This is a genomic window from Mycobacterium sp. 134 (assembly GCF_048282715.1).
Classification (GTDB): domain Bacteria; phylum Actinomycetota; class Actinomycetes; order Mycobacteriales; family Mycobacteriaceae; genus Mycobacterium; species Mycobacterium septicum.
Genome location: NZ_JBLVUN010000008.1, coordinates 3,205,652 through 3,224,024, shown reverse-complemented (window position 1 = coordinate 3,224,024; position 18,373 = coordinate 3,205,652). Strand labels below are relative to the sequence as shown.

21 protein-coding genes are annotated in these 18,373 nt (G+C 64.3%); 14 read left to right on the top strand and 7 right to left on the bottom strand.

The genetic code is table 11. The annotated features are described in order from the left end of the window. Positions 1-108 precede the first annotated feature (108 nt). Positions 109-690 (top strand): phage baseplate assembly protein V, encoded by a 582-nt coding sequence (locus ACNQVK_RS20325; RefSeq protein ID WP_418030943.1) that lies wholly within the window; start codon positions 109-111, stop codon positions 688-690. A gap of 72 nt (positions 691-762) precedes the next feature. Here ACNQVK_RS20325 and ACNQVK_RS20320 read toward each other — a convergent pair whose 3' ends face one another. After that, a complete protein-coding gene (locus ACNQVK_RS20320; RefSeq protein ID WP_418030942.1) occupies positions 763-1,101 on the bottom strand; it encodes a hypothetical protein in 339 nt (112 codons plus the stop codon). Between the two features lie 717 nt (positions 1,102-1,818). On the opposite strand from ACNQVK_RS20320, the gene ACNQVK_RS20315 reads away from it, so the two are divergent. Together ACNQVK_RS20315 and ACNQVK_RS20310 are read left to right on the top strand one after the other, a co-directional pair. Then, positions 1,819-2,022 carry a hypothetical protein gene (locus tag ACNQVK_RS20315; protein ID WP_418030941.1) on the top strand — a complete coding sequence of 68 codons (204 nt, stop codon included), beginning with the start codon at positions 1,819-1,821 and terminating at the stop codon, positions 2,020-2,022. A gap of 376 nt (positions 2,023-2,398) precedes the next feature. Beyond that, positions 2,399-2,950 (top strand): YaeQ family protein, encoded by a 552-nt coding sequence (locus ACNQVK_RS20310; RefSeq protein WP_418030940.1) that lies wholly within the window; start codon positions 2,399-2,401, stop codon positions 2,948-2,950. Positions 2,951-3,037: 87 nt separating this feature from the next. On the opposite strand, the gene ACNQVK_RS20305 is transcribed toward ACNQVK_RS20310, so the two are convergent. Further along, the gene (locus tag ACNQVK_RS20305) at positions 3,038-3,634 is read right to left on the bottom strand and encodes a TetR/AcrR family transcriptional regulator (protein ID WP_418030939.1); all 597 of its coding nucleotides are present in this window, start codon (positions 3,632-3,634) and stop codon (positions 3,038-3,040) included. A gap of 194 nt (positions 3,635-3,828) precedes the next feature. Between ACNQVK_RS20305 and ACNQVK_RS20300 the strand changes: the two genes are divergently transcribed. The 5 genes from ACNQVK_RS20300 (at position 3,829) to ACNQVK_RS20280 (ending at position 7,711) form a co-directional block, all read left to right on the top strand. After that, positions 3,829-4,695 (top strand): alpha/beta fold hydrolase, encoded by an 867-nt coding sequence (locus ACNQVK_RS20300; RefSeq protein ID WP_418030938.1) that lies wholly within the window; start codon positions 3,829-3,831, stop codon positions 4,693-4,695. A 276-nt stretch (positions 4,696-4,971) separates the two neighbouring features. Next, positions 4,972-5,589 (top strand): helix-turn-helix domain-containing protein, encoded by a 618-nt coding sequence (locus tag ACNQVK_RS20295; protein WP_409549859.1) that lies wholly within the window; start codon positions 4,972-4,974, stop codon positions 5,587-5,589. A 104-nt stretch (positions 5,590-5,693) separates the two neighbouring features. Further along, a complete protein-coding gene (locus ACNQVK_RS20290) occupies positions 5,694-6,236 on the top strand; it encodes a VOC family protein (RefSeq protein WP_418030937.1) in 543 nt (180 codons plus the stop codon). A 23-nt stretch (positions 6,237-6,259) separates the two neighbouring features. Beyond that, the gene (locus ACNQVK_RS20285; RefSeq protein WP_418030936.1) at positions 6,260-6,730 is read left to right on the top strand and encodes a nitroreductase/quinone reductase family protein; all 471 of its coding nucleotides are present in this window, start codon (positions 6,260-6,262) and stop codon (positions 6,728-6,730) included. A gap of 66 nt (positions 6,731-6,796) precedes the next feature. Beyond that, on the top strand, positions 6,797-7,711 hold the full coding sequence (locus ACNQVK_RS20280; protein WP_418030935.1) for a decaprenyl-phosphate phosphoribosyltransferase: 915 nt from the start codon (positions 6,797-6,799) through the stop codon (positions 7,709-7,711). Between the two features lie 47 nt (positions 7,712-7,758). Here the strand turns inward: ACNQVK_RS20280 and ACNQVK_RS20275 are convergent, their stop codons facing one another. Next, positions 7,759-8,562, bottom strand: a complete 804-nt coding sequence (locus tag ACNQVK_RS20275; protein ID WP_418030934.1) for a ParA family protein — start codon at positions 8,560-8,562, stop codon at positions 7,759-7,761. Between the two features lie 258 nt (positions 8,563-8,820). Here ACNQVK_RS20275 and ACNQVK_RS20270 point away from each other — a divergent pair, with 258 nt between their 5' ends. After that, on the top strand, positions 8,821-9,417 hold the full coding sequence (locus tag ACNQVK_RS20270) for a class I SAM-dependent methyltransferase (RefSeq protein ID WP_418030933.1): 597 nt from the start codon (positions 8,821-8,823) through the stop codon (positions 9,415-9,417). Between the two features lie 13 nt (positions 9,418-9,430). Here the strand turns inward: ACNQVK_RS20270 and allB are convergent, their stop codons facing one another. Then, a complete protein-coding gene (gene allB, locus ACNQVK_RS20265) occupies positions 9,431-10,798 on the bottom strand; it encodes an allantoinase AllB (RefSeq protein ID WP_418030932.1) in 1,368 nt (455 codons plus the stop codon). Positions 10,799-11,022: 224 nt separating this feature from the next. Here allB and ACNQVK_RS20260 point away from each other — a divergent pair, with 224 nt between their 5' ends. Beyond that, positions 11,023-12,528 (top strand): NCS1 family nucleobase:cation symporter-1, encoded by a 1,506-nt coding sequence (locus tag ACNQVK_RS20260; RefSeq protein ID WP_418030931.1) that lies wholly within the window; start codon positions 11,023-11,025, stop codon positions 12,526-12,528. Positions 12,529-12,539: 11 nt separating this feature from the next. Then, complete coding sequence (locus tag ACNQVK_RS20255) at positions 12,540-13,262, top strand: aspartate/glutamate racemase family protein (RefSeq protein WP_418030930.1); 723 nt, start codon at positions 12,540-12,542, stop codon at positions 13,260-13,262. A 66-nt stretch (positions 13,263-13,328) separates the two neighbouring features. Here ACNQVK_RS20255 and ACNQVK_RS20250 read toward each other — a convergent pair whose 3' ends face one another. Further along, positions 13,329-14,144, bottom strand: a complete 816-nt coding sequence (locus ACNQVK_RS20250) for a bifunctional allantoicase/(S)-ureidoglycine aminohydrolase (protein ID WP_418030929.1) — start codon at positions 14,142-14,144, stop codon at positions 13,329-13,331. Then, the gene (locus ACNQVK_RS20245) at positions 14,141-15,418 is read right to left on the bottom strand and encodes a DUF6986 family protein (protein ID WP_418030928.1); all 1,278 of its coding nucleotides are present in this window, start codon (positions 15,416-15,418) and stop codon (positions 14,141-14,143) included. The genes ACNQVK_RS20250 and ACNQVK_RS20245 overlap by 4 nt, the downstream gene beginning before the upstream one ends. A 177-nt stretch (positions 15,419-15,595) precedes the next feature. Here ACNQVK_RS20245 and ACNQVK_RS20240 point away from each other — a divergent pair, with 177 nt between their 5' ends. The 3 genes from ACNQVK_RS20240 to ACNQVK_RS20230 all read left to right on the top strand — a co-directional run bounded on the left by ACNQVK_RS20240 (position 15,596) and on the right by ACNQVK_RS20230 (position 18,077). After that, positions 15,596-16,357 carry an IclR family transcriptional regulator gene (locus tag ACNQVK_RS20240; RefSeq protein ID WP_418034234.1) on the top strand — a complete coding sequence of 254 codons (762 nt, stop codon included), beginning with the start codon at positions 15,596-15,598 and terminating at the stop codon, positions 16,355-16,357. A gap of 84 nt (positions 16,358-16,441) precedes the next feature. Then, positions 16,442-17,599: a serine hydrolase domain-containing protein gene (locus ACNQVK_RS20235; RefSeq protein ID WP_418030927.1), complete on the top strand. Its 1,158-nt coding sequence runs from the start codon at positions 16,442-16,444 to the stop codon at positions 17,597-17,599. Positions 17,600-17,690: 91 nt separating this feature from the next. Continuing rightward, entirely contained in the window at positions 17,691-18,077 is a 387-nt protein-coding gene (locus ACNQVK_RS20230) for a hypothetical protein (protein WP_418030926.1), read from the top strand. Here the strand turns inward: ACNQVK_RS20230 and ACNQVK_RS20225 are convergent. Further along, positions 18,043-18,351: a hypothetical protein gene (locus ACNQVK_RS20225; protein ID WP_418030925.1), complete on the bottom strand. Its 309-nt coding sequence runs from the start codon at positions 18,349-18,351 to the stop codon at positions 18,043-18,045. The two genes, ACNQVK_RS20230 and ACNQVK_RS20225, sit on opposite strands and share 35 nt — an antisense overlap. Positions 18,352-18,373 lie beyond the last annotated feature (22 nt).

Genomic DNA, 18,373 nt, shown 5'->3' with positions numbered 1-18,373 from the left:
TGAATTGATGCGGAAATTGTCGCATCAATTCCATTCCGTTTTGCATTTCTGAAGGGCGGTATTCTCCTCCCGCTGGTGCACGTCGTGGGTGCGCGGCAGTCTCCGAGAGTGGATTCGGCCACGCACATTTTGGACAAGACGCACATTGTCGGGGCCACGAGCGTGATCATCAATCACATGACAAACGAGCGAGTGTTCGGGGTCTACCGCGGCCTCGTGGTGGAGAACATCGATCCAGAGCTTGCCGGACGGGTCAAGATCCGTCTAGTCGACGTCGCCGCCGACCGGACGCTGTGGGCGCCGACTGTGCAGCCTGTCGTGAGCGTCGCCCAAGAGGTGCCGGCCGTGGGAGCGGAGGTGCTCGTTGCCTTCGAGGCGGGCGATCCCAATTCTCCCTACGTGATCGGCGGGTTATGGCGAGAGCCGCCGATCCCTGCCGTACGGAGCCTGACGCTGCGCAGCGGACATCAAGTGGTGATCGACGAGCCCGCGCAGGAAGTACGGTTGCTTCACCCCAACGGGGCCGAGATCGTCCTGGAATCCAATGGCGGCGTGACGATTACCGCACCGATGGTCGACGTGCGCGCGGCCGCGGCCAATTTCAGCGGTACGGTCACCTGCACAACGATGGTCGCGACCAGTGGTGTGGTGTCACCGTCTTATACACCGGGCGTCGGCAACATGATGTGACAACTCATCGCACGAAATATGTTGCAGCACAACATAATACGTCACAGTGACGATTGTCGCGCACCTGGCTGGTCACGGAAAGGGGATAGGCGGGATCGCGGAAGGCAATTGAATCCGGGGAATCGCACCGGGCATCTCAACTTGCGGCACGTCGGCTGGAAGTTGCGCCCGCGGAATCTCGTTCGGCATCTCCACAATGGGAATGGCACTCGGCAACGGCACTGGCGGAATGTCGCTGGGCAACGGAAAAGGCGGAACGTTGGCCGGCACCGGCAGCGTCGTCACGGGATCATCTGATGCGATCGGTTGAGACGAATCGACACCGCAGCCGGCGACGATCGCCGCGGCGGCCGCCGCCAGAGGCAAGAGCAGTGCAACTCGCCGCCCGGTCCGTCCCGTCCTGATCACCATCTCACCAACTCCTTGCGGTTCACCAACGACGCTATCACCGGCGCGCCGCCTGGAGCCGCTGCGAGACCTCGCGCGGAGCGAAAGCGCCTGCAAGGCAATCGAATCAGCGCACGGGCACAAGACAGCAAACCGTCACTGTGACGCAATTAGCGGTGCAGACGGGAGTGGGCGGAGGGGCGTCAGTAGCCGTCGCCACCGATGGACCGGCGCGAGTACCGCCGTGCGTATCCCAGACGTCGACGGGTTGCGACAGGATCCTTGGCGGCTCGGCCGGCGCCACGGCGTTTGTGCGGCTTGCACATCGCACACCCGCGCCACGAGCGAGATGGATGATGGTTGGGCATCGAGAGGCTCCTGGGCATGACTCCGCCGAGGGGCGAAGGAAGTGACTCTACGCCGCTGCCTACGGTGTCAGTCCTGCATACCGATGTGCCGATAAGCTACATTATGTCAACTTAACAGCTGCGCATCGCATCAGATGAATCATTGCCCGCTTCCTTGCGCCGTACTGCGTCTGCGTGACTAGCGATTCTGTCTGCACGGCAAGGACGGAAGTGCTGACCGCTAAAGGATCTGCTCAGCCCATTTAGGCTGCCGCCCTATCTTTTCCACCCATGAAGGAGATGCCGTCGCAGCGGCTGTGGAGCACCTGAAGGCAGAGGTCGTCGACAATCTTCTCGAGTGTGAGTGCTTCCGTTCGCGCCGTAGGCTCACGGCATGGACAACGTGACTCTGGCCAGCACCGCGGCAACGGCGACGGTGGCGCTGGCGGCCTATGCAGCGTTGATCCTCGCCTGCATCGCGGTGGCGATCGACAGCGCCCGCCGGCACCGACGACCCCGGGCGATCGCCGCCGCAGTGATGGTTGGGGTACTGACGCTGGGCGGGCTGGTTATGGCGATTGTCAGCAGCGTCGCATGAACCCGCACAACGCGGTGAGGATGAACACCGGATGGTTGGCGGCGTCGGCAACTCCCGGAAGTTGCCATCGACCACCTCGCCCCTTGACATGCCAATTCCGCGCGCGGCCCCAGTGACGATTACGACTCTCCCAAAAGCCGATTCATCCGTCGGTAGCGACAAGCTCATATCGTCACTCAGTGAGGCTGTATTGCCTGGCAGACCTATCGGGCCGTCAGCAAACATAGAGCGATCCGACGACTGGAGCGTGAGTTCACGCTGCCGCCTCGACGCGGGTGACCTGAGGCTGCTCCCCCGGCATGCAACCATGTAGGCGGCCGAACCACTCAAAGCGGCCCGACTGATCGGGATACACCACCTTGGTGGACACTATGACGTGGCCCTTTCTGCAACAGTATTCAAAGTCGAACTCGGCGTCTCCGATGTCGATCACGGTTACTACGCCGATCACACGCTGACCGTGGCCCGTCATCCCAGTGAGACCGATGAGCGGATGGTGGTGCGGTTGTTGGCGTTTGGTCTGCGCGCACACCGACTCAGCGACGTCGACGGTGAGTTGGCGTTCGGGGCGGGCCTGTCCACCCCCGGCGTACCGGACTTGCGGCTCGCCGACTACACCGGCCGGATCCTGGAGTGGATCAACGTCGGCCAGCCCGACGAACGCGTCTTGGGCAAGGCGGCCGGCCAGGCCGACCAGGTGCTGCTGTTCCCGTTCGCCGCCGGCGTGGCCACCTGGTGGCGCACCGTCGGCCCCAAAGTGGCGGGGCTGCCGAACCTGTCTGTGGTGCAGATACCGCACGCACCGGTGCAGCAACTGGCCCAGACTGTCGATCGACGGGTCTCGGCGCAGGTAATGGTGATCGAAGGTCAGGTGACGATGACCGTAGGCGGAGTCGACGTCACCTTCACGCCCGAGCAATTGCAGTGAGCGTCTGAGCCCAAGGTGTCTACCGGGCCGCGCACATGCCTCGCGACCCCCACGTCCGAGCGAAAGGCGTTGGCCCGGGCGACAACCCTACGATGTGAAGAGTTCGTCGAGATGCTGATCGATTGCAGCGAGGGCCTCCCCTGGATTGATGACCTCCAGGTCGAGAAGGGGCGTCAGGCCGGTCAATGCAAGGATCCGGTCCGTCTCGGTGTTCACGTCGCGATCACCAGCGATCTTTCCGTCATCGATCGCTTGCGCGATGATCACCTTGACCTGTTCCCTTCCCTCGCGTAGGCCCTCGCGCGCGCGATCGCGAATCGTGTTGTCGTGCAGTGCTTCGAGAACGTAGGCGGCATTCATTCGGCTCGTCGCGCGCGCATCGTCGTGCAGCGGCAGCATTTCGATGAGTACCAATCGGAGGACGGCTCGAGGATGCGGCGCCGCGCCGAGCGCCTCCAGCCCACGCTGCACTCGCTGAGCAGTTTGTTCGGCAGCGAAGTCCATCGCGAAAGAAAGCAACTCCCGACGACTTGCGAAGTAATGCTGGAGTTGGCCGTGTGACATCTCGGCCTCCGCCGCCACCTCACGCAGACTCAGACCCAGAGCCCCGCGTTGATCCACCACCCGCCACAGGGCGCGAGCGATGGTTTCGCGGCGTTCTCGATGGTCGACCTGTTTCGGCAATCCGCACCCCTTTCGGCTATTACCATACATCTGACATAATACAGTTGACTTGGAAAGGTGGCGCGAGTGACAGGCCGATCGAGGAACGTCGAAGCACTCACCGAGGATCGCGACCGGTCGAGCCGGGCTGAGGCTGACGTCGCGCCGCACGCCGTCCCGGGCGAGCGCAGCCGTGTCGAGTGCGGGAGGGCGCGATGACCGCATTTGCCGACCCCGAGCTGGAGACAGCATATTTCGCGGCCTACGACGCGGTGATGGCCAATTGGCCGGTGCCGGCCGAGACGGTGGATCTTTCGGGGCGGTACGGGACGACACGAATCACGTCCGCAGGCCCGACCGCAGCGCCGCCGCTGGTCCTGCTCCATGGATACAGTGGCACGGCCGGAATGTGGTACCCGGTAGTCGGTTCGCTGGCCGAGGAGCACCACGTGCGGGCCGTGGACACCATAGGCGAGCCGGGCCGCAGTCGACACACCGGCGCTGCCTTGACCAGCATGGACGATCTCGTGGACTGGCTCGCGGAAACTTTCGACCTGCTCGGCCTACCCGCCGCCGACCTGTGCGGCCAGTCCCTGGGCGGGCACCTCGCGCTCCGGTTCGCGCTCGCCCATCCCGAACGGGTGCGGCGGCTGATCCTGCTCGATCCGCCTCTGGTCTTCGCCGGGCTCAGCCCCGAGTTCGAGGAGTTGGGCCGGAACCGCGACCCGCACCCGACTTTCGAGGATGCCCGCGCGATGCTGGCACCGGGCGCCCCCGGCAGCGGGCCGGCGCATCTGGAGGCCTACCTCGACCTGCTCGCTCACGGAGCCGCTCACTTCCCGGCCTCGCCGATCGTCCATCCCCACCTGCCGGACGGGCTGACGCACCTGCCGGTCCCGACCCTCGTCGCCCTGGCTGGGGCGAGCCAGGTGCATGATTCGGAGGCGGCCGCGGAAGTCGCGCGGCGTGCTGGGGCGCACACGGTGATTCTCCCCGGTGCGGGGCACGGCCTCCTGGCCGACGTCGAACCTGTCCGCAGCCTCGTCCTCGAACACCTCCGGCGAAAGGACTCGCGGACCTGACACCGCAGCAGCGAACCCGGAACGGGACCGATGGACACCGCGGCAGTGTGACCAAAGCTTCCAGTCCGGATGTCTCGGGGGCTCCCTCATTTCCTGCAGGTCACCTTCGCCAAAACCTAAGGCGCGCGCCATCACCGGCGAAAGAGCGGCGAGGCGCTGACCTGACGGTCCCGTGGGCGGGACCTACGCGGTAGGAAGCCGAGCAGTATGTTTCCTCGGGTGTGGGAGGAACGGGCGGGCCGGTCACCGCGGGTACGCACAGTCTGGCGCGCGACTGTGGAGAGTCCCGAACGCTATTCGGTGATCGGATCCGAGTACTGGGGCTTGTCGTTCATCCGTCGCCGAGACGGAGAGTTGGCCGCGGAGCTGGATGGTCCGAGCCTGCGCAACCGGGTCGTCGACGGGCATTTGGGTGAGCGGTACTGGGGCGTCGAACTCGCCGCCTACGTCGCAATCCCAGGCGTGCCCAAGCAGGCGATCCTCGGCGAGACGGTGACCTTGCCGGTATCGGGCGGCCACGTCCTGCTCGGGGATCACCGATGGCCGGTGCCGGCCTGGCCCGATCTTGAAGACTGGGTCGATCACCTGGCTGAGAACTGCGGGCTACTGGTCGACGAGGAGGTCCGCAAGGCATTGAACGGGGATCGGATCGGTGCCTCGGAGCGGACTTGGCAACGCCGCTACCGTCGCACGGTCGGGCTGACCGCACAGCAGATCGATCAACTCCACCGCGCGCAGCACGGCTATTTCCTGTTGCAGACCGGGCACTCCCCTGCGGAAGCGGCGGCCGGGGCCGGATTCGCCGATCAGCCGCATCTGACGCGCTCACTGCGGTTGATCCGCGGTCAGACCCCGGCCGCGATCATCGCCGCCCAAAGGCGTCGGCAGCACTGAGCCGACGACACCGCGACGGTGGCGCGGCACCGAGGAGTTGTCGTTCTGGTTCAAGAACTGGCCTGCGGTCTCGCGATCAAATAGTCGCGAAGAAAGGAAACCCCATGACTGCTGTCCCCGCCGCCCCGGCCGGCTTCTCAACGATCAACCCGTTCATCGTCACGCGTGAAGCCGAGGGCCTGATCCGTTTTCTGACCGATGTCTTCGACGGCATCGAGCATCCCGACGCCCGCACTGTCGACGACGACGGGCTCCTCCTGCATGCCGAGCTTCAGATCGGTGGCAGCACTGTGATGTTCGCCGAACGGAAGCCCGGCTGGGCATTCACCCCGGCACTACTGCAAGTCTACGTCGACAATGTCGACGTCGTGCTGGAGCGGGCGGCCGCCGGCGGAGCCGAGATCATCACCCGCCCAACCGAGTTCTTCGGTGATGTCTTCTCCCGTTTCCTCGACCCCTGGCACAACCTGTGGTGGGTCTACCAAAGCGGGACCGCCCTGGACAACACCTGGGGCGAGAGCTCCACCGGCACTGACTGGTCCGACACCACTGACGATTCGGCGGCGTGGGAGCCGACTCCCGAACTCACCTACATCCACGACACATTGCTTCAGGCACTCCACAAAGTTCGCGACCCCCATAAGTGATCGACGAGCGGAGGTTTCCGAGGATGGCGAACCAAGACATCAGCTACGACGACGCCGACGCCCCGTGGAACGGGGAAACCAGCCGAGATCCATCGACCTGGAACGACGACGTGGTTGCCGAGTTCCGGGCGAACGCGGGCCAGGTCGGCGGTGACTACGCCGGGTATCCGCTGATCCTGTTGACTACAACTGGTGCCCGTAGCGGTGAGCTCCGCGTAGTGCCTCTGGCGCCCAACTATCGCGGCGATACGCTCTACCTCAGCTCGTTCCGGGAGGATCGGGATCCGGACTGGTTCCACAACATCCGAGCCAACCCGGCCGTCACTGTCGAGATCGGGAACGAGACGCGTCAGGGAACGGCGACACCTCTGGCCGGTGTCGAGTACGACGAGTTCGCCGATTGGGTGCGGCGAAACAACCGACTGCTGACCGAGTTCCAGGCGACGATCGACAGGCCGGTGCCGCTGGCAACGGTCCGCTTCACGCAACCCTGAATTCGGCCTGATTGTCAGGCGCGTCATAGGACGTGCGGTGGAGGCGCCCGGCGATAATCACCACTTGTGACTGAAGAAGCATCGACCCAAGTCGGGCCGCCCCCCAACCTGGCCGTCGGCGTGATCAAGGCCTTGCGGCCTCGGCAATGGATCAAAAACCTCCTGGTGGTGGCTGCACCTCTGGCGACTCTGGGCGGCGATGTCCACTACGACTACGGCGATCTCTTCTTCAAAGTAGGTGTCGCGTTTGTGGCGTTCAGTTTGGCCGCATCCTCGATCTATCTCGTCAACGACGCCCGTGATGTGGAGGCCGACCGCCAGCATCCGACCAAGCGCTTCCGGCCGATCGCCGCCGGGGTGGTCTCCCCCGCGCTCGCCTACGCACTGGCGATCGCGCTCGCCGCGATCACGCTGGCGATCTCGGCGGCGATCGCGCCATCCCTCGCGCTCGTGATCGGGGTCTATCTGGCGATCCAGCTCGGCTACTGCTTCGGCCTCAAACATCAAGCCGTGCTTGATATCTGCATCGTGTCCTCGGCCTACCTGATGAGAGCGATCGCTGGTGGTGCGGCGACCGGTATCCCGCTGTCACAGTGGTTCTTGTTGGTGATGGCGTTCGCATCGCTGTTCATGGTTGCAGGCAAGCGCTATGCCGAACTTCAACTCGCTGAGCGGACCGGTGCGAAGATCCGCAAATCGCTGGAGGGCTATACCGCTACGTACCTTCGGTTTGTATGGACGATGTCCGCCACCGCCGTCGTCGTGTGCTACGGGCTGTGGGCATTCGAGCGCGACGGCCATTCCGGGTCATGGTTTGCCGTCTCAATGATCCCGATCACCATCGCAGTCCTGCGCTACGCCGTTGACGTCGACGGTGGCGTTGCCGGCGAGCCCGAAGACATCGTTCTGCAAGACCGCGTATTGCAGGTTCTGGGCGTAGCGTGGATCGCAATCATCTGCGTTGCAATCATTTTGGCTTGATTCGACCGACGGGCACACGTCCCGAACGGTCCCCTATTTCGCCGCCGTCACCGGTCGCCCGGGTTTCGCCCCAGCAGGTCGCGTTTCAAGAAGTCTCGGAAGATTCTCGCGAGATTCATCGCGGTTGGGTCGGCGTAATCACCGAGTCGGTTTCCGAGTTGAAAGGCCTCGTTGACAACGGCCCGCCGTGGCACTTCAGCACGGACCTCGTCACCGAATTCCTTCTCTACCTGTTCCCTGATCGACTGGTCGATGCCGTTTCTTCGGTCGAAACCGGATAAAACCACACCACACCACCTGAGGGGATGTGTTCGTTGGATACGCTCAACTCTGTCGCGGGCCTCGCGGGCTTTGCGTACCGCATCAAGGGTCGGAGTGATGGGCGCGTAGGCAACATCACCCAGATGCATTGCCAGGGCTTCCAGCGAGCCAGTGCGGCCGCCGGTGTCGATCAGAACAACCTCGTAGCGGTCAAAGATGCCGGCAACGTCAAAGATGGCCCGCAACAATCCGGTGTCCGGTACCCCGAAACCCGCAACACGGCCTAAGGAAGCACCCGCAGGTAGCAAATCGATGCCAGGCCATTCAGTTTCGATGATCTCCTCATCGATTCGCTTCGCGCCCTTGTCGGGATTCCCCCAAAAACTGATATCGGCATCCTCAAGCACCGAACCCAGGCCGGTCGAATGCTGCGACACTCCAAAGTGATTGGACAGGTTTCGCTCTGGATCCGCGTCGACCAACAATGCGGAGATGCCGGCCCGCGAGGCCTCCCCCGCCAGCATCATCTGCCATAGCGTTTTCGCTGTTCCGCCCTTACCCGAGAGCACCAGCACCGAAACAGCTACCATTGCGAGCCTCTATGCAATGCCTGACTCACCTCGCTGTATGCCTCCATCGTGTTCGCGCTGTTGCCAGACACCGCGCGTTCTCACCCTATATGTCGAACAGCGGATATCCCCTCGCCTGGCGCACCGCCCGTGGAACCAGGGCATGTTGCATCTGATGAATCGTCGTCGTCAGATGAATCATCTTGAGCCCGAGCTCGTTACGCGCCATTCCCGAGGAAGGCCTTCTCAAGCACATAAGTAAGGGTACCCTAACTAGGCATGACAACTACCAAAGCCGACGACCTGCTGCGCGTTCTGCGCGGGATGGTGGGGAACTTTCCGTATCCGCATCAAGCCGCCTTCTTCCTGGACAATCCGGTACGCCGAATGCTCGAGAACCCGGCCGACGCCATCGAAGCGATCGGGTTGGCCGGCGACGAGCGAGTCCTCGAACTCGGCCCGGGCCCCGGATTTTTCAGCGTGGAGATCGCCCGGCGACTCACCGGCGGACGCCTCGACCTGTTCGATCTGCAACCGGAGATGCTCGCCAAGGCGCGGCGCAAGCTGGAGCGGGCCGGCTACCCCGACATCGGTACCCACACCGGGGACGCCGGTGCCCCACTGCCCTTCGACGACGCCAGCTTCGACGTCGCATTTCTCGCCGAGGTGATCGGCGAGGTACCCGATAAGGCAGCGTGCCTCGGCTCGCTCAAACGCATCCTCAAACCCGGTGGGCTGCTGGTATTCCACGAGGAATTCCCCGACCCGGACCGGCTGAGCGTCGCCGAGCTACGCGACTTGGCCGAACCCGCGGGATTCACACTGGTCGACGTCACCGGCAACCGATGGCGAGACACTGTGCGCTTCCGCTCCTAGACTGCGCCTTGCGCTACACGCCGCCACGGCGCAACATCCGACCCTGCGCCGTGTGGAAGTCAATCTTCTTGCCGCGCAACCAGGTACTCCTCACGACACCGGCGAGCGCGCGTCCGTCGTACGGGCTGATCGGGTTCTTGTGGTGCAGCTTGTGCACATCGACGACCTGTGCGGAGTCGGGCTCGAAGATCGCGAAATCGGCGTCGTAGCCGAGCGCGATCTTGCCCTTGTTGTTCAATCCGGCAAGTGCGGCGGGTTTGGCTGCCATCCACTCGAGCACCTGCGTGAGAGCTATCCCGCGACGCTTGGCCTCGGTCCAGATCAACGACAGGCCCAGCTGCAGCGACGCGACGCCGCCCCACGCAACACCGAAGTCGCCGTTCTCGACGTCCTTCAGATCGACCGTCGACGGTGAGTGGTCAGAGACGATGCAGTCGATCGTGCCGTCGAGCAGGCCCTGCCACAGCAGTTCCCGATTCGACGCCTCACGGATCGGCGGACAGCACTTGAATGCGGTTGCGCCGTTCGGGATCTCCTCGGCGAGCAGCGTCAAGTAATGCGGACACGTCTCGACAGAGATCCTGACGCCATCGCGCTTGGCCGTCGCGAGCATCGGCAGGGCGTCCGAGGACGACAGGTGCAGGATGTGCGCGCGGGCTCCGGTCCATCGGGCTCGCTCGATGACCTCGGCGATCGCCACGTTCTCGGCACCGCGCGGCCGTGAGGCCAGGAAGCGTTCGTACCGGTCCCCCTCCGCCGAGGGCGCATGGTCGATGGCGCGGGAATCTTCGGCGTGCACGATCATCATGGAGTCGAAGCCGGCCAGCACGGCCATGTCCTTCTCCATCTCATCGGCGTCGAGATGCGGGAATTCGTCGACGCCGGAGTGCAGCAGGAAGCATTTGAAGCCGAACACGCCATCGTCGTGCAGACCGCGCAGATCGTCGGTGTTGCCGGGGATCGCGCCGCCCCAGAAACCGACGTCGATGTGTGTCTTGCCCGATGCCGCGGCGCGCTTGGCATTCAGTGCTTCGACGTTGACCGTCGGCGGAATCGAGTTCAGCGGCATGTCGATCAGCGTGGTCACCCCGCCCGCCGCCGCTGCGCGGGTAGCGGAGTCGAACCCCTCCCACTCGGTGCGACCGGGCTCGTTGACATGCACGTGCGTATCGACCAAGCCGGGGATCATGACCTGCTCGTCGGTGAGTTCGACGATCTCCGTGCCGGTGAGGCCACTGCCCAGCGGCTCGATCGCGACGACGCGACCGTCGCGGATACCGATCTCGCGGGCGACGATTCCCGCCGTCGTCAGCGTGCGTTCGCCGCGGACCACCAGGTCGAATTCCGGGTGGCTCGGCATCTCGGGCGCGTCGGCGGTCATCGGCAGCTCTCCATGGCTAGCAGCATAATTCCTCATCGTGGAAATGACACTCCACCCTTTGGAGAACTCTAGATGTGAGCGCTGACACAGTCAATCGCGCCAAAAGCTTGACAGTCGGCGTCTGCATGCGACTTACTTACTGAAATCGTGGAATATTACTTCCACATAATGGAATGTATGCGCCGGCGTTGAGCGCCGGCGCACCGACCGTGACAGGCTTATCCATGACCACAGAGTCCACCGGGCTGATCGGCGACTCCAGTCGCACCGATGCAACCCCGTTCGCCGACGTGAGTCCGCATCTGTACAACGCCGATCTCGCGCCCACCAAGCGCGAAGGCCGACGGTGGGGCGCGTACAACATCTTCACGTTGTGGGCCAACGACGTGCACAGCCTCGGCAACTATTCGTTCGCCATCGGACTGTTCGCCCTCGGCCTCGGTGGGTGGCAGATCCTGGTGGCGCTCGGACTCGGCGGCGCCTTCCTCTTCTTACTGCTCAGCCTGTCCGGGTTCATGGGAGAGAAGACCGGCGTCCCGTTCCCGGTGATGAGCCGCATCGCATTCGGCATCCGCGGCGCGCAGATCCCCGCCATCGTTCGCGGCGCGGTCGCGATCGCATGGTTCGGCATCCAGACCTACCTCGCATCCGTAGTGCTGCGCATCTTGATCATCGCGCTCGCACCGTCGGCCGCGACCCTCGACTCGAACAGCTTCCTGGGGTTGTCGACACTCGGCTGGATCTCGTTCGTCGCGCTGTGGGTGATCCAGGTGGTCATCGTCAGCTACGGCATGGAGATGATCCGCAAGTACGAGGCGTTCGCCGGACCGGTCATTCTGATCACGATGGTCACGCTCGCGATCTGGATGCTCAACAACGCCGACTGGTCCATCGCATGGACCACGCCCGACTCGCTGACCGGCGCCGACATGTGGCTGAAGATCGTCGGCGGCGCCAGCTTGTGGGTGGCGATCTACGGCACGTTCGTCCTGAACTTCTGTGACTTCACGCGTAACGCGAAGTCGAAGCGGGCGATCGTGAAAGGCAACTTCTGGGGCATCCCGCTCAACATGCTGGTGTTCGGCGGCATCGTCATCACTCTGGCCGGCGCTCAGTTCCGCATCGACGGACGCATCATCGAAGCGCCCGCCGACATCGTCAAGGAAATCCCGAACACCCTGCTGCTGGTGCTCGCGGGACTCGCGTTGCTGATCCTGACTGTCGCCGTGAACATGATGGCCAACTTCGTCGCGCCGATCTATGCGCTCAACAACCTGTTCCCAAAGCACCTGAACTTCCGTCGCGCAGCATTCATCTCGGCCGTCATCGGCCTGCTGATCCTGCCGTGGAACCTGTACAACTCCCCTGCCGTCATCAACTACTTCCTCGGTGGCCTCGGTGCCATTCTCGGGCCGCTGTTCGGCATCATCATGGCCGACTACTGGCTGGTGCGTCGTGCCAACATCAACGTTTTAGCCCTGTTCACCACCGACGCCAAGGGTGAATACCACTACGCAAAGGGCATCAACGTGCGTGCCGTGGTCGCCCTCGTCATCACGGCGGTCGTCGCGCTGCTGCTGGCGTTCGTTCCGGCTTTCCAGGTCGTCTCGGAGTTCTCCTGGTTCATCGGCGCAGCACTCGGCGCGATCGTGTACCTGGTGGTCGCGGACCGCCGCGGGCCGTTCAACGACATCTCCGGCGAGCCGATCGCCGTGGCCAGCACGCACTAGTAGGGACCGCCATGAGAATCCTCGTAGCCAACGTCAACACGACGGTTTCGATGACCGACGCGATCGCCGAGTCAGCGCGCGGTGTCGCGTCGCCGGGTACCGAGATCGTCGGAATCACACCGCGTTTCGGCGCGGACTCGTGCGAAGGAAACTTCGAGAGCTATCTCGCGGCCATCGCGGTCATGGACGCGATCACCTCGTACCCGGAGCCGTTCGACGCGGTGATCCAGGCCGGATACGGCGAGCACGGTCGGGAAGGTCTGCAGGAGTTGCTCGACGTCCCGGTGGTCGACATCACCGAGGCAGCCGCGTCGACAGCGATGTATCTGGGACACAAGTACTCGGTCGTCACCACGCTCGACCGCACCGTCCCGCTGATCGAAGACCGTCTGAAGCTGGCGGGACTCGACGCGCGATGCGCGTCGGTGCGGGCGTCGGGCCTCGGTGTGCTCGAACTCGAGTCGGATCCGGATCGGGCGGTCGAGGCGATCGTCCGCCAGTCTCGAGAGGCCGTCGAGAACGATCACGCCGAAGTGATCTGTCTCGGCTGCGGCGGTATGGCTGAGCTCGAAGCGAAGGTAAGGGCCGCGACCGGCGTCCCGATCGTCGACGGAGTCCGCTCGGCGGTCACCATCGCCGAAGGCCTGGTCCGGATGGGTCTGTCCACGTCGAAGGTGCGTACCTACGCGACTCCCCGCGAGAAGAAGGTGATCGGCTGGCCTTTTCAGCCGTAGGCCAACTCCATAGAAGAAGTAGACGAGACCGGGTGCCTCTTTCGAGGCACCCGGTCTCGTCGTGTGTCAGAGGATGATCTGGCGGTTGACGTCCTTGTACAGCAGGTAACGGAAGTTGGACGGCCCGCCGGCGTAGCACGCCTGCGGGCAGAACGCGCGGAGCGAGAGGAAGTCGCCTTCCTGAACCTCCACCCAGTCTCCGTTGAGGTGATAGACGGCCTTGCCTTCGAGCATCAGCAGGCCATGCTCCATGACGTGGGTCTCGGCGAACGGGATGGTCGCACCGGGTTCGAAGGTGACGATGTTGACGTGCATGTCGTACCCGAGATCCTGCGGGTCGAGCATCCGTGTCGTGCGCCATTTGCCGTCGGTCCCCGGCATGGCCGAGGGTGCGATGTCCTGCTCGTTGCCGAACTTGACCGATACCGGGTGGCCCTCGATGGCCTCATAGCGTTTGCGGATCCAGACGAACGTCGCGTCGGCGTCGCCGTTGTTGTGGGCCGACCAGTCGGTGCCTGCCGGAAGGTAGGCGAAGCCGCCTTCGGTGAGTGTCTGCGACTGACCTGCCGCGTCGACCGTGAGCGCACCGGAGGTGACGAACAGGAAGCTCTGCACCTCGGGCTGCGGCTCGGGCCGCTGGGCCCCGCCGCCCGGCTTGACCTCGACGATCGCCTGGTAATACGTCGTCGCGCCACCGGCGACCGGGCGGTTGATGATCCACGCGCGGGTATCGGTCCACTCTGGGAACACCGAGGTGACGATGTCGGAGAGGACGCCGCGCGGGATCACCGTGTAGGCCTCGGTGACGATGGCGCGGTCGGTCAGCAGATCGGTCTGCGGGGGCAGGCCGCCGCGGGGCGTGTAGTACGAAGCAGTGGTCACTGGGTGCTCCTGGTTGTGCGGCCGAGCGCGATGTCGCGCACGGTGGAAATGGGCAGATCGGTGGCTGTCTCGATCTCGTCGGCTGTGAGCGCGCCGCACACGCTGCCGCGATGGATCACGTTGGCGAGCGCGCGGGCGGTGGCCGGTTCATCCATGACGGTCGAGTCGAGCCGGTGGATGTAGTTGCGCAGACGCGTCGCGGCCGGCGCGAAGGCGCCACGGTAGAACGCGTAGGTCGCCAGATATCGGGTGACGAGTTGGGCGGGGTGCATGTCCCAGCCCTGGTAGATACCGCGTTCCAGGTGGCGCCGGACGAGGCGCGCGTGCAGTTTCCATGCCGTGGCGACGTTGTCAGGGTCGCCGACCGGGAGGATGTTGGTCGAGCCATCGGACATGTGGACACCGGTGCCTGCCACAGCGAGTTGCATGACGTTCTTGGCGTGGTCTGCCGCCGGATGCTCCATCGACTGGTAGGCGGCGGCGATACCGAGGGACGCCGAGTAGTCGTAGGTTCCGTAGTGCAGCGAGCTGACGCGGCCCTGGCCGGCGTGGATGAACTGGGCAACGGGTGCGCGGCCATCGGCGCCGAGGATCGCCTGCGGTGTTTCGACCTGAACCTCGAAGCGGATGCGCCCTGCCGGCAGGTCGTTCGCCGCTTCGAGCGCGCCCGCGACCGCCACCATGGCCTCGACCTGGTCGACGGACGTCACTTTCGGCAGGGTGAGGGTGAGGCCGTCGGGGAGGCCGCCGGAGCCTGCGAGTCCGCTGACGAACATGTCGAGCGTGCGCAACCCACGCGCGCGGGTGCCGGCTTCGAAGCATTTGAAGCGGGTGCCGACGAACGGGGTCGAGGTGCCCGCGTCGAGCGCGGCCCGCAGTGCAGCGATCGCCTGGGCGACATCGGCGTCCTCCGTCGCGTCGTCGAAGCTGCCGTAGCCGTCCTCGAAGTCGATGCGGAGGTCTTCGATCGGCTCGGCGGTCAGCTTGTTCTCGACGAGGACTGCGAGAGTCTCGGGTTCACAGTCGGTTCCGCTGCTCGCACCGACAAGTGAGGCCACTGCGTCGAGCCCGCCTGCGTCCGTCGCGGCGGTGAGGGCGGTTGATCCCCAATCAGCGGGCATCGTCGCCGAATACCGGTTGCCCGGGATGTAGACGGTGTGGACCGGCTGCCGACGGCCGTCGTCGCCTGGATATCGGTTCACCAGGTGTGCGTCGGAGGCCGAGAGCCGGCGGTCGACGTCGGCCAGCACCGCATCATCGAGGCGTCGTGTCACAGATGTGCCTCCCCTGTCTGGAAGTTCCCGCAAGGACAGAATTCCACATTGTGGAGTTTAACGCGAGTGTAATCGTGGCACGATGTGCGTTTCCTCATCGAAACACGTATTCCATATTGCGGAAATGATCTTGCGCATGTTGGATGGAACGACAATCGTCGGCCAGGAGTGGAATGCATGGCGGAGAAGACAGGCGGCGTGCAGTCGGTGGAGCGCGCGTTCGAGTTGATGGAGTTGATCGGGCGTGCCGGAGGCGAGTGCTCGCTGACGGAGTTGTCGGCGGAGTCGCCGTTGCCGCCGCCGACAATTCACCGTTTCCTGCGCACACTGGTCGGAATCGGCTACGTGCGGCAACCCCCCAATCGCCGCTACGCCCTTGGACCGAGATTGATTCGGCTTGGCGAAGTTGCGAACCGCCAGTTGGGCGCGGTCGCCGCCCCGGTGCTGCAGTCGTTGGTCGACGAACTGTCGGAGACGGCAAGTCTTGCAGTGCTCGACGGCGACATGGTGATCTACACCGGACAGGTGCTGCCTCCGAAGCTGGCGCGGACGGACAGCGAGGTCGGCAAGCGTGTCGGTCTGCACACAACCGGTGTGGGCAAGGCGGTTTTGGGCGAGTTGGACGATGCACGCATTCTGAAACTGGTCACGCAGTCAGGATTTCCGGCACCGACCGAGAACAGTGCGTCGACCCTTTCTGCGGTGTTCGCGAACGTCGAACGCGTGCGCGTCGACGGCTATGCGATCGACAACGAGGAGTTCGAGATCGGTGTTCGCTCCGTCGCGATGGCGGTGCCCGGCGCTCCGACACCGATGGCAATCGGCATCTCCGGGCCCTCGGCTCACGTCAGTGAGGAATTGATCGCTCGAGCCGTTCCCGCGCTGAAGAAGGCGACCGACGTCATCTCGGAAGCCCTGATCGGGGCGAGGGAGCAGTAAATCTTCGGCCTGTGCCGCTCCGATTCACGGGCCGTGTCCGGAATCCGCATTCCACCATTACTAGAACGTGTTCTAATTCGGTGCATGTCCAGTTCAGCGGAGGGGCACGCTGACCCCGCGTTTGCGCAAGTGAAAGCCGTCTTTGAAGCAGGTTTGGCCAACGGCGACGACCTCGGCGCCGCGGTGGCGGTATTCGTCGACGGTCGTGCGGTGGTGGATCTGTGGGGAGGCATCGCCGACAGACGGACCGGACGTCCTTGGACGCGCGCCACCGCTTGTCCGACCTTTTCCTGCACCAAGGGTGTGACGGCGACCGCGGCTCTCATGGTCGCCCAGCTGTGCGGCCACGGCGCCGACGAACCGGTGAGCGCCTGGTGGCCGGAATTCGCGCAACACGACAAGCACGAGACCACACTGAGCGACCTGATGGCCCACCGCGCCGGGTTGCCCGTCTTGGAGCGCCCGGTTTCGGTGGCCCAGGCCGCGGATCCCGCGGCGATGGCCGACCTGTTGGCGAGCCAAAGCCCGCTCTGGCAGCCCGGGACCGAACATGGTTATCACGCTTTGACTTTCGGATGGTTGGTCGGCGAATTCGTGCGCCGCCACACCGACATGACCGTTGGCGATTTCACCCGGCGCCACCTGGGCGATGGGTTGCTCATCGGCGCTTCAGGTGCGGCGGTGCGCGAGGCCGCCCGGGTCAGTTCGCCACCGCCCGAGCAGCGGGTCTGGAGCGCCGAGTACGCGCCGCCGATATCGGAGGACGCAGTCGCCGAGATGGTGGCCGCGATCGCCGATCCGGAATCGCTGTTCATCCGGGCGGCATCGAATCCCGTTGCATCGTATAACGATCCAGAAGTGTTGGCGGCCGGCTGGCCCGCGTCCGGCCTGGTCACGACCGCTCGTGATCTGGCCAAATTCTATGGCGACTTGATCAGCGGGACCCGGGTCGCCCCGGGTTCTCTGCGGGACGCGATCACAGAACGCGCACGCGGCCGCGACCGGGTGCTGCGCTTGGAAAGTGCATTCGGGCTCGGCTACATGCTGCCGTCGCAGAACTTCGTGGTGCCCGAACCGGCGCAATCGACCGTCTTCGGTCACCCGGGGGCCGGGGGCGCGGTGGGACTGGCAGATCTCGAACACAAGGTCGCATTCGCCTTCGTGCCCAATCTGCGCCGCGACTGGCTGGCCGGTGATCGTCGTGCCTATCGGCTCATCGACGCGGTGTACGACGCGTTGTGACACCGCAACGCAACTGACACGCTCGGTGCTCCCACGTCGAACATCAGGTTCGTCCTTGAAGGGCTCCCGGTTTTCCGGAAGTGTTGACACTATGAATCGCAACGCGCTCATTCGTGCCTTTGCCGCTCTACGGTTCATTACCGGTGTCGCCGCATGGATGGCTCCCAACACCACGGGTCAACTCATCGGACTCAGCGCCGGCCGCGACCAGCCACTCACTACTCAACTCTTCGGCTCGCGTGAACTGACGTTGGCAGTCGCGATCACCGATACCGCTTCCCCACGACTGCAAACTCGCGCGCTACAGCTGGGGCTGCTCACCGACCTCCTGGACATCATCGCTGCCGCGCGTGGGGTCCGGGCCCGAACCCTCTCGGCTACCGGCGCGATCGTCGCCGGAGGCGGTGCTGCACTTTTCGCAGGTCTGGGAGTCGCGGCGCTCACTAGTCGCGAGCAATCGGCCGTGGGTTCTGCGTAGGACCCACCGCGCGCAGGTCATACACATACGACCGGTCGTCCTTGCGGCTCACCCACGCGCCTTCCGGCGGCAGGTCACCACGCCCGGCATCGTCGAACGGTCGCGAAGACACCAGGCCGGATTCCGTGCACACCACCCAGCCGAATTCCGGCAATCGCCGACACCAGATATCCAAGTCAATTCGCTTGTAGGACGGAAAGCCATAAGCCGCACCGTTATCGGCGAACTCGTAGACCACGCCGTCGACACGTCGAACGAATCTGAACCTTTCCATAGCGGCCATCCTTCAGACTCAC

Coding starts and splice junctions, on each gene's coding strand:
- ACNQVK_RS20300 (WP_418030938.1), top strand. CDS start 3,829: ATGACCGCATTTGCCGACCCCGAGCTGGAGACAGCATATTTCGCGGCC.
- ACNQVK_RS20285 (WP_418030936.1), top strand. CDS start 6,260: ATGGCGAACCAAGACATCAGCTACGACGACGCCGACGCCCCGTGGAAC.
- ACNQVK_RS20225 (WP_418030925.1), bottom strand. CDS start 18,351: ATGGAAAGGTTCAGATTCGTTCGACGTGTCGACGGCGTGGTCTACGAG.
- ACNQVK_RS20255 (WP_418030930.1), top strand. CDS start 12,540: ATGAGAATCCTCGTAGCCAACGTCAACACGACGGTTTCGATGACCGAC.
- ACNQVK_RS20235 (WP_418030927.1), top strand. CDS start 16,442: ATGTCCAGTTCAGCGGAGGGGCACGCTGACCCCGCGTTTGCGCAAGTG.
- allB (WP_418030932.1), bottom strand. CDS start 10,798: ATGACCGCCGACGCGCCCGAGATGCCGAGCCACCCGGAATTCGACCTG.
- ACNQVK_RS20320 (WP_418030942.1), bottom strand. CDS start 1,101: ATGGTGATCAGGACGGGACGGACCGGGCGGCGAGTTGCACTGCTCTTG.
- ACNQVK_RS20315 (WP_418030941.1), top strand. CDS start 1,819: ATGGACAACGTGACTCTGGCCAGCACCGCGGCAACGGCGACGGTGGCG.
- ACNQVK_RS20260 (WP_418030931.1), top strand. CDS start 11,023: ATGACCACAGAGTCCACCGGGCTGATCGGCGACTCCAGTCGCACCGAT.
- ACNQVK_RS20240 (WP_418034234.1), top strand. CDS start 15,596: ATGGCGGAGAAGACAGGCGGCGTGCAGTCGGTGGAGCGCGCGTTCGAG.
- ACNQVK_RS20290 (WP_418030937.1), top strand. CDS start 5,694: ATGACTGCTGTCCCCGCCGCCCCGGCCGGCTTCTCAACGATCAACCCG.
- ACNQVK_RS20270 (WP_418030933.1), top strand. CDS start 8,821: ATGACAACTACCAAAGCCGACGACCTGCTGCGCGTTCTGCGCGGGATG.
- ACNQVK_RS20230 (WP_418030926.1), top strand. CDS start 17,691: ATGAATCGCAACGCGCTCATTCGTGCCTTTGCCGCTCTACGGTTCATT.
- ACNQVK_RS20275 (WP_418030934.1), bottom strand. CDS start 8,562: ATGGTAGCTGTTTCGGTGCTGGTGCTCTCGGGTAAGGGCGGAACAGCG.